This is a genomic window from Rickettsia sp. (genome assembly GCF_965035265.1).
The window spans coordinates 1-10057 of the sequence record NZ_CBCDJS010000049.1 but is presented as its reverse complement, the minus strand read 5'-3'; the positions used below and the strand labels follow the sequence as shown (position 1 = coordinate 10057).

The window sequence follows — 10057 nt, the reverse complement described above, 5'->3', positions numbered from 1 at the left end:
GTAGCTCGGCAGTACGAAGAAAAGCATTCATCCAAAAAATAAGACCTGATTTAAAGGTAACGGTTTTTAGAGGGAATGTTGATTCAAGAGTAAAAAAGCTAATGAAGGCGGAAGTTGACGCAACGATTTTAGCATATGCAGGTCTTAAAAGGTTAGGGATGTTTAATCCGGAGTATTGTCATTTGATAGAGTATTCACAGATGTTGCCGTGTGTAGGGCAGGGAGTCATTGCAGTTGAAATACGACAAAATGATAATGCCATGCTTGAAATATGCAACCAAATTAATCATATTCCTACCTTTGAACTAATAAAACCCGAAAGAGCTTTTTTAGAATATCTAGACGCAAATTGCCGCACCCCGATCGCTGCTTATTCGCAGTATTTAGATAAAGATAATATACAAACCGATTTCATGCTCAGTAATCTTGCCGGCAGTAAAATAACTTTCCATACTGAAACTACAAATACAAAAACCTCAAAAGAATCAGCCATAAAAGCCGCTAAAATGATGTCGGATAAACTATTCTAAAAATTCTATTAATGTTTCCTTAGATGAGAGTATACTCCTTAAATATCAGATATTTGAGGAATATAGTTAAGGATTTTTAACCAATATAATATTTCTTGTTACCTTATAGTAAGCACAATTCATTTATATCTTTTGCTAGTCCTGACAATTCTTCATTAATTCGATCAAAACAACTCAGCCACGGAAAGTGTCCTGTATTATGTAGCTCTATTATATTTATATTAGAATGGGGCTGAGACCACTCGGTATTTTCTAAAAATAATTTAATAGGAAGTAATTTATCATCATGGCTTCCAATAATTAATGTCGGTAATTTATTAGGTATCCAGCTATATTTATATAAGTTATGAAACTCTTGATCGCCCCATATTCTTGTTTTTATATTATATGAAGAAATTTCTAGTAACTGTTTTCCTTCCGGTACTTCATGCTCACAAAATAAATATGGAATGTTTGCATAAAAGAATTTTTTTAATTGATCATTTGTTTGGTTTTCATATAATTTTTTTATATCCTCAGCTAAATTAGGTAATTTATATTTAACCGCAGTCTCTTCTATTAACCCCATCCAACTATTATCCGGAGCACTATTTATTATAACTAAACCCGCTAATAATTTTTCTAAACTATCTATGGTTAATGCAAACATACCACTAAAAGAATGAGTAACCAGTACACAAGGTGATAGGCTATTTACCGCTTCTATTAAGCCTTGTTTCCAACCTTCGTAATGTATTTCTTCAGCACTATAATTATCTCCATCTCCAGGAAAATCACCTATATATAATGAACCTTGTAAATCCAATTTTGATACAAAATCAATCAAGTAGTTAGCTCCCATACCAGGACCGCCGGGAAGAAAAAGCCAATTAAGTTTATGAGCATTATCTTCTTTTAATTTATTTAACCTATAATTTTTTATAACTTCCTCTTTCATTTGGATATCCTATATGTGGGTGGTTTTAAATTTACTTAGCAAAAACTATTAATATATTGATACAAAATTAAAAAAGATTAAGATTAAAGAAATGAATATGAATGAAATAAAATTTTTTAGAGCTGGCGGATAGGGTGGGATTCGAACCCACGGTACGGTTGCCCGTACGCCAGTTTTCAAGACTAGTGCCTTCAACCGCTCGGCCACCTATCCAAGAAGATTCATACCAAATAATCTTGTATATTTCAAGGAAAATCTTGAAAAAATATCAATTTTATATTACAAACCCAAATTGTTCTTTAACTTCGTTAACCGTTTCAGAAGCCCTAATTCTTGCTTTTTCTGCTCCTTTGTGCAGTATTTTTAATAAATATTCTCTATCGTTCATTAATTCTAAATATTTATTACGTATCGGTTGTAGATTTGTAATAATAATTTCGGCTAAATCTTCTTTAAATTTTGCAAAACCCTGATTTTGATAATTATCGATTATTTTTTCCAAACTTTCTTCGGATAAACTTCTATAAATATCTAATAAATTACTAATTTCCGGTCTTTCTTCTTTATCATAGCTAACAAAGCTTAAATGATCGGTTTTGGCTTTCTTTATTTTTTGATGAATAAGGTCATTATCATCTTTCAAATTAATACGAGCAAAATCAGATATATCAGATTTACTCATTTTCTTTAATCCATCCCGTAAGCTCATGATTCTTGTACCGGAACCGTTAATTAGCGGTTCGGGTACTTTTAGAATCTCTTTGTTAAATTTCCTATTTATCACGCCCGCAATATCTCTTGTTAGCTCTAAATGTTGCTTTTGATCTTCACCAACAGGTACTATATCAGCTTTATATATCAATATATCCGCTGCCATAAGTACCGGATAGGAAAATAACCCAAGGCAAGCTTTCTCTTGATCGCTACCTGCTTTATCTTTAAATTGCGTCATTCTTTTTAACCGTCCAATCGGTGTAACGCAGTTTAGTAACCAAGCAAGCTCTGCATGCTCTTTTACCATACTTTGTGCAAAAATCGTTACTTTATCGGACTCTAGACCTGCTGCTAGGTAAATTGCAAGAGTTTCCATAACTGAATTATTAAGTTCTGACGGTTTAATATCAATTGTGATAGCATGCAAATCTGCCAAGAAGAAAAAACAATTATATTCTTCCTGCATTTTAACCCAGTTTCTAATTGAACCAAGATAATTACCAAGATGTAAAGAACCGGTTGCTTGCACACCGGAAAGAACAGTTTTTTTCATTTAATACCTTTTTATTTTACTCGCTATAAATTTATGTTATAAATACCATTTTAATTAATAATTAATTTAATAATTATGCTTTGGCGTTTAAGAATTTTATCATTTTACGGATTATTATCGTTATTTACATCTATTTTCTTTCTTATATGTTACATACCCGTAACATTTTTCAATGTCAACTATCAAATGAGATATAGAATTGCCATTATCTTTTCTTATGCTTTTGTGTGGCTTGCAAAAATTTGTTGCGGTCTAAAATATGAAGTAGAGGGGCTTGAGAAATTACCAAAGACAATCTCAATAGTCGTGTCTAATCACCAATCCTTTTGGGATCAAATGTTTATGCAACTGATTATTCCTAAACATTCTTGGGTATTAAAGCGTGAATTATTTAACATACCCTTACTTGGTTGGGGACTTCGGATGGTTAAACCGATTGCGGTAGACCGTGGTACTAATAGCTCGGTTGCTCAGATTTTAAGAGAAGGTCAGGAAAAAATAAAGGAAGGATTATGGTTAATAATATTTCCTGAATCAACTAAAGTTCCACCTGATAGAACGGTGAAATTTAAGCCAAGTGCCGTAAAGCTTGCTTCAATTACTAAAGTTCCGATTGTAATGATGGCTCATAATGCCGGTTTATTTTGGCCTAGAGGTTTTTGGTTTAAGCAGCCTGGAACTATAAAAGTAAAGATTATAGGTGTAATAGAAAAAGAAGAGGTAGAGCGAACTGACGTACGTATACTTAATGACAAAATTGAGCAAATAATTAATAGCGAAAAGCAAAAATTATTAAATTAATATTGGTTTATGTAATAATTAGTATTATCATTAAAATACCAATATTATTATGGAGGTATTATGGTAGGTACAGCACCGTTAAAATTAATTGCAGTTATTGATAGCAAACAAATGATGCTTTACGATGCACAAGGTTTTAAAATCACTACTACTAAGCCTTTAAAATTAGCCTTGGACTCTGAGGAACATCACCACCATAGAGAAAAAAGACAAAGCCTTTACCAAAATAAATCTACACCGGGGTCATTGTTTGAGCCGCATACTTCGCTAAAAGATATAGAACATAAAGAAGCAGCACGAAGTGTTATTAAGCATTTAGAAAAAATAGCAGGGAATGGTCAAGTTAAATATAAGGAACTGATTATTGTAGCAGAACCACAAATGCTTGGATGTGTTAGGCAAGAACTTAAAAACGGTCTAAAAAAGATGGTTACTAAAGAAATCGCTAAGGATTTAGTACAACATAGTGCAGATGCAGTAGAGCGAGCAGTATTTTCTTAAATCTGGATGAGGCTTATTATGTTAAAGTTTCAGCAAATTCTGGAACTTTAACATAATAAGGATTATTTGAGAAAGCAGCAAACTAGAAGAGCAGGGATATAAATGACTCTAGAAAATGGAAGGGAATTATGCTTACAAGCAATTGTTCTATAATCTATATTATGGAAAATAGACTTTATATTTTCTCTAAAATAGATATTTGTATAAGTTTATATATGCGTCGTTTTATCATCCTTGTATATTAATTGTATATTAAGTAGGAGTATAGTTGGTGCATTCGATTGGATTTGAACCAACGACCTTTTCCTTAGGAGGGCAACGCTCTATCCAGCTGAGCTACGAATGCAGAGAAGTTTTAATAGACTTCTTACATAACGTAGCTAATAAGGAGGAATTTGTAGGAGACACGGAACGCAGAACCGCAGCGTACACTTAGTACGCGAGGATTCGAGTACCGGATCGACGCACAAATAAGCAAGTTATGCAGAAAGTCTAATAAGAACGGTCTAGAATAAATTTAATAATCGAAAACAAATAATCCTTATAAATATTCTGAACGGGGATTTTATTTAATAATTTATTTGTTTCATTTTCTAAGTTACTCAAATAACTAACTGTTTCATTGTAAATTTCATGCTTTACCATTAAGTCACGTATTTGCATAAAATCGTCTTTAGTACGCTTATCGCATTTAATTACATTTTCAAGCCAAAGCTGCTTATCTTGCTCTAATTTATCATGTAAAAAAATCAACGGTAACGTAACTTTTCCTTCTAGAAAATCGTCACCGATGTTTTTGCCTACCTGTTTGTCATTACCCAAATAATCAAGTAAGTCATCTATAACTTGAAATATCGTACCGAGTAATTTCCCAAAATCCTGCATATCTTTAGAAATATGGTCTACCTGCTCTGCTATAATAGCCCCAACGAAGCAAGAAGCTCCAAATAGTTCGGCGGTTTTAGATTTAACTATTTGATGATATTCGTCTATAGTTATAATACGTCGCTCATTTAACTTAACTAGCTGTACTACCTCCCCTTCGGAAATAATTGCCGAAGCTTTAGCTAGAACATTCATAGCTTTAATAGAGCCGGAAGCTACCATTAACTTAAAAGACTGACTAAAGAGGAAATCACCGACTAAAATACTTGTTTTACTTCCCCAAATAACGTTAGCCGTAGGTTTGAATCTTCTTAAAGTGCTGTCGTCTACCACATCATCATGAAGCAAGGTGGCGGTGTGAATGAATTCAATCGCACTTGCGAGCTTTATATGATTATCGCCTTCATAGTCAAACATTTTAGCGGTTATTATAGTTAAAAGCGGACGAATTCTTTTACCTCCTGCTTCCAGTAAATATTTACCGACTGTTTCTATTAATTCCTCATCACTTTTTAAACAGCTAATAATCAGATTATTTAACTTAGTTACTTCATCTTTTAAATCTTGCTGTATTTTTACTATAATATTCATTGTATTTTTTTAAATTTTTCCGTCATTGCGAGGAGAGGCGAAGCCTCGACGTGGCAATCTCAGGAATTTTGTACTATTTTCACGAGATTGCCGTGCGGTCTTCGACCGCTCGCAATGACGATTAACGATGTTCATCAACTATACATTCCTCTAATATTTTTTGATTAACATTAGGAATTAATTCCATAATTTTTGCCTTTATGCTTTCTCCAGGTTTCACTTTTTTTACTGCTGCTTGATATAAAGATAAATAATATAAAGGTATAAGTTTATTTACATCATCTATAGTACCTATTTTAGCTTTGTTTAAATCGGATAAATCAAATACATACTCAATGCTCGCATCAATTAAATTAGATGAATTCGGATGATCGGAAATGGTTTTTAAAAATGATTTTAAAGCATCTCCGTATACTTCTTTGCTCTCTTCCGGAAAGTTTTTAAAATCCCCTACCCCATATACATATGGGTTTAAAACATCTATTATTCTAGAGTAATCATTAATTACTATTGTACCTTTACTATAAGAATCTTTAAGAGCATTTACTATAGTTTCATTTGTTATATTAAACCCAGATAGCTTTGAATATAGACTTAAGCTGTTTATCTGTGCTCTAGTTAATTTGTTTAATTCAATAACTAAATTAATATTTAAATTAAAATTATATTGCCTATCTTCAAAAATACTAAAATTATATTGTTTATTATTATTCAAAATATAGCTTAGTTCATTATTAAAATCTTTATATATCTTATTATCGGAAAGTTTAAACAGATAGGTTTGCTTATCGTAATATTTCTTTATAAATTCTAATGAACCTATTATAAAACCTGGTTTTAGCTTAAATTGTGAATTTACCAAAAGATCAATATTATTATTGCCGGAATCGTTTAACTTACCTTTATATAATAAATTAATATTATTTTCAAAGTTATTACTATTTATTTTTGCATTAGTAACTTCAATTGTTAAATCTTTAGCAATATCTTTAAAATGCAAACTACTAGTACTAATCAAGAAATTACCGGAAAATTTGAAATTATTATTCCAGGCGGGTCTATATAATAATAAGCCGGCAGGTATTATTCGATCTTCAAGGTTACTTTGTACTATTTCGGTTTCATAATAAATTTCTAATTTTTGCGGTATATTATCAAGAAAATCCTGTTTGCTTATATAATACTTACTTTTGTCAAATAACATAGTAAATATAGTATGATCTTCTTCGTGTAATTTTTGATTATCTACTAAGTCAAAAATTTCTGTTTTACCAGAGGTAAATTTAATATTTTCTATTAAATTTATAACTTCAAATAAATCTTTCTTTGATCGTACTATTTCAAATAGTTTAAAATTTAAAGGAATTTTTGCCGATAATATACAGTTATCATTATAAAATCTTACTCCAAATCCTCTTTGAACCGGCTTAAATCTTCCGAATGTTTCTCCGGAAAAATTTATAAATAAATTCTGCTTAAGTAAATCATAACCGATATTTATCGGTGAGGTAAATTCAATTGCTCTATTAATACTCTCTTCTTGCCAATTAATTACCGAAATACCTAGTTTAAAAGGAAAACCATAGGACTGAACTTTGGAAAATTTAATAAGATATTGCTGATTAGAATTATTATCAGTCTCTTCTATATTAAGATCAGTACCGGCATATTTTTGGTTTATAGAATGTGATAAAGAGAACATAATAGCAAACCACAGCCCACTATATGCGAGTATAATAAAGATAGTTATAAATAATATGACTTTAAGAGTTTTTTTCATTTTAAATTGGCTTTGTTGTGTGACTTTCTAGGTCGTCATTGCGAGGAGCGAAGCGACGTGGCAATCTTGTCAAACATCCTGAGATTGCTTCGTCAAAACTTGCAGTTTTTCCTCGCAATGACGTTTACTTACACAATTTTGTATATTCCTTATTCAATTTTATAACGTTCCAAATCCATAAACTCATCATAGCTATAAAAATTACTAATAAATATATTATAATAGAATCAAAGGTAGCAGTCGGGATAATAATAAATATTAAAGACTGGATAAATGCTCCAAGCGATTTACCGAATTTAGTACCTATTACCTCTACGGCAGCTTTTCCCTTAGTTCTAAGCTCTAAAGATAAAGGAATATACGCCATTTCTTTTGTTGAATCGAATAATGAATATTTAGACGACTTACTAAGTATGTTCTGAATTGCTCCGACAATAATCGCTGCATATAGAAGATTAAAATCATTGAAACATGATCCTATTTCTTCAATAAAAATTATAAAGATAAAAAACATCAAGCCGGTAATAGACAACATAATAGGAGTTAATAATGCAGAAATAAGCCAACCTAGTCTTCTAAGAATATTGCTGCCTATTATCATGAAAGTAACACATGATATCCCCATCCAAATATTAAACCTACCCATAAAATTAACATAGTCTATAGTGCTTGGATATAATTCTTTTATTTTTGCTTTCCACGGTCCTTCAACTATATTTATTAATAATCCATAACAGATTATTAATAAAGCAATACGACCTATATATTTTGAGTGCATTACTAATTTGATACTTTCAATTACCGAAAGTTTTGTTTTCGTTTTAGCCGTAACTTTTTTTGTATCTAAAACATTTATGGAATCCGTTAGAATAAATCTATTTATTACTCTAAATAGAAGCATAGCAATTATTCCTGCAGCAACAATAATTGACATGATAGGCTGAAGCATTATAGCTTCTCCGGCAGTTGAATTAAAGGAATCCGGTAATAATTCTGAATCAATAACGCCCTGCCCATCTGAGAAATAGACAAGTACACTGCCTGCCATTATAAGACCGATATTGCCAACCATTCCAAGAACAGGATAGAATCTTTTAGCTTTGCTAGTATCAAAAATGTGATTGGCAAACTGCCAAAACATTAAGTTTATAACTACTGCACTCCATAATTCCGAGAAAATATACATAAGTGCATAACTCCATTTACTACCTATCTTAATGAACCATTTAAAATTAGGGTATGAAGCAATTAAATTATTTATCATTTCATCATTAGGATGATAAATATCTTGATTTGGATAAATAATATAGGCAAATAATAAGAAAAATAGTAAAAAACTTCCGACTATAATGTAGAAAATATATTCAAAATTTAATTTGTTACTAAGTTTAACGTAAAGTACAGTAAAGATTACGCACGAGGGTAATACTAACCATAATTTTAAGAAGCTAATAATTTCAGCACCCATAGATGGTACTACTAAGCTATCTTTGATAGATCTTAAAGCCCCAAAATTAAAAAGGATACATAACATCATTAAAGCCATGGGTATAAATAGCTTTAATTCTTTCCTTTCTATAGGCCAAATTATTTCTTTAACTTTTTCAAAGAAAATTTTAGGCGGTAACATTTTTATTGTAACCTTACATATTAAAGTTAACTTTTAAATCTCTTAAGTACTAAAGTCAATTAAAATAATCAATTTATACTGTTCCAAGGTGTTATTTCTCTATATCGCCAGTAATATTTTGTGATCTTATCTAACTTGTCCTGATTTGTCTTCCATAATTCCTGCTTATCGGTGGTCCATGGTTTGCGTCCCGCATAATGCAGAATAAAATAAGAAAAGTAAGGGCTTTTATTATCAAAATGCGTACAAAAGTTCCATCTCATAGATAAAGGATAAATGTAATCATGAAAAGTAATATTTAATAAATCTTGATCAGGAAAAGGAAATTTACACTTAGAATTTTGTAATGCTTCTAAAATCATATTCTTACCGGATTCTTCTCTCATATTTTTTAAGTTAAAAAATATGACACCGCTATTTTTATAAGAACTAACCATATTTCTATTACATTCATTCATTACTTTATCACTACAATATGTAAAAGGTGTGTCTATACTACCTGCTGCGATATAATTACTCATATCTATCTTTTTAAGAGAATTCAAATCACGCAGCACTACAATATCTGCATCAAGATATAATATAGAATCTAGATAAGGAAAGATTTGATCAAGATATAAACGATACATTACTAAAGAAGGCCACATATCTGAAAATTTAACTTTCTTATCAGTTAACTCTTGATTCAATATATTTTCAGGAAAAGGAATAAAGTCTATGGAATAATCGCGTATATATTTCATGGAAGCTAATTTTTCCATTGATTCCCCTGTAACAAGGTCATTTGGATTCATAACAATATGAAATCTATAGAAACTATCTAAATCGCTATTTAGTAAACTAGAAGAAATTACTGTAGCGGCATGAGGAGCAAATTTATCATTAATAATCAATGCTATATCGAGCATGTTATTTTGCCTTATACCGGTTAGTTTAATTACATTTTGTATTTCTTCTATGGCAAGCCTGTAATCAGTTTGTATAGTTTTTTCATTAAAAGATGACCTACCGAGTAAATGAATTAAACTAAGCCTATATAGGCATTTTGCAGTAAGCTCCGGTATATTAAGTGAGATTAAACTATTTAAAAAAACTATTTCACTTGCTGTATAACCGCTTAAATATTTTGTAAAAT

At 30.9% G+C, this 10057-nt stretch carries 9 protein-coding genes and 2 tRNA genes; 3 read left to right on the top strand and 8 right to left on the bottom strand.

The genetic code is table 11. The features are described from left to right. Positions 1–530, top strand: a 530-nt coding sequence (hemC, locus tag AC1Z7D_RS04295) for a hydroxymethylbilane synthase (protein WP_482602282.1), incomplete at its 5' end; no start/stop codon positions are given. Between the two features lie 103 nt (positions 531–633). On the opposite strand, the gene AC1Z7D_RS04290 is transcribed toward hemC, so the two are convergent. From AC1Z7D_RS04290 to trpS, 3 genes are all read right to left on the bottom strand, one after another. Further along, positions 634–1467 (bottom strand): alpha/beta fold hydrolase, encoded by an 834-nt coding sequence (locus AC1Z7D_RS04290; RefSeq protein WP_482602280.1) that lies wholly within the window; start codon positions 1465–1467, stop codon positions 634–636. 123 nt (positions 1468–1590) lie between these two features. Next, positions 1591–1680 (bottom strand) — tRNA-Ser (locus tag AC1Z7D_RS04285). A 61-nt stretch (positions 1681–1741) separates the two neighbouring features. Next, positions 1742–2734, bottom strand: coding sequence for a tryptophan--tRNA ligase (gene trpS / locus AC1Z7D_RS04280; RefSeq protein WP_482602278.1), 993 nt, complete (start codon positions 2732–2734; stop codon positions 1742–1744). Positions 2735–2809: 75 nt separating this feature from the next. Here trpS and AC1Z7D_RS04275 point away from each other — a divergent pair, with 75 nt between their 5' ends. Next, positions 2810–3535 (top strand): lysophospholipid acyltransferase family protein, encoded by a 726-nt coding sequence (locus AC1Z7D_RS04275; RefSeq protein ID WP_482602276.1) that lies wholly within the window; start codon positions 2810–2812, stop codon positions 3533–3535. Between the two features lie 60 nt (positions 3536–3595). Further along, positions 3596–4036, top strand: coding sequence for a host attachment protein (locus AC1Z7D_RS04270; protein ID WP_482602274.1), 441 nt, complete (start codon positions 3596–3598; stop codon positions 4034–4036). Positions 4037–4305: 269 nt separating this feature from the next. On the opposite strand, the gene AC1Z7D_RS04265 is transcribed toward AC1Z7D_RS04270, so the two are convergent. From AC1Z7D_RS04265 to AC1Z7D_RS04245, 5 genes are all read right to left on the bottom strand, one after another. After that, a tRNA-Arg gene (locus AC1Z7D_RS04265) sits at positions 4306–4382 on the bottom strand. 146 nt (positions 4383–4528) lie between these two features. Continuing rightward, on the bottom strand, positions 4529–5512 hold the full coding sequence (locus AC1Z7D_RS04260; RefSeq protein WP_482602272.1) for a polyprenyl synthetase family protein: 984 nt from the start codon (positions 5510–5512) through the stop codon (positions 4529–4531). Positions 5513–5633: 121 nt separating this feature from the next. After that, complete coding sequence (locus tag AC1Z7D_RS04255) at positions 5634–7292, bottom strand: hypothetical protein (protein WP_482602270.1); 1659 nt, start codon at positions 7290–7292, stop codon at positions 5634–5636. Between the two features lie 124 nt (positions 7293–7416). Next, entirely contained in the window at positions 7417–8922 is a 1506-nt protein-coding gene (tlc3, locus tag AC1Z7D_RS04250; protein WP_482602268.1) for a nucleotide exchange transporter Tlc3, read from the bottom strand. 68 nt (positions 8923–8990) lie between these two features. Then, a partial coding sequence (locus AC1Z7D_RS04245) for a glycosyltransferase family 8 protein (protein ID WP_482602266.1) occupies positions 8991–10057 on the bottom strand: 1067 nt, incomplete at its 5' end.

Bases quoted from the DNA above. Each gene is read 5' to 3' on its own strand.
- AC1Z7D_RS04290 (WP_482602280.1), bottom strand. From the start codon at position 1,467: ATGAAAGAGGAAGTTATAAAAAATTATAGGTTAAATAAATTAAAAGAA.
- trpS (WP_482602278.1), bottom strand. From the start codon at position 2,734: ATGAAAAAAACTGTTCTTTCCGGTGTGCAAGCAACCGGTTCTTTACAT.
- AC1Z7D_RS04275 (WP_482602276.1), top strand. From the start codon at position 2,810: ATGCTTTGGCGTTTAAGAATTTTATCATTTTACGGATTATTATCGTTA.
- AC1Z7D_RS04270 (WP_482602274.1), top strand. From the start codon at position 3,596: ATGGTAGGTACAGCACCGTTAAAATTAATTGCAGTTATTGATAGCAAA.
- AC1Z7D_RS04260 (WP_482602272.1), bottom strand. From the start codon at position 5,512: ATGAATATTATAGTAAAAATACAGCAAGATTTAAAAGATGAAGTAACT.
- AC1Z7D_RS04255 (WP_482602270.1), bottom strand. From the start codon at position 7,292: ATGAAAAAAACTCTTAAAGTCATATTATTTATAACTATCTTTATTATA.
- tlc3 (WP_482602268.1), bottom strand. From the start codon at position 8,922: ATGTTACCGCCTAAAATTTTCTTTGAAAAAGTTAAAGAAATAATTTGG.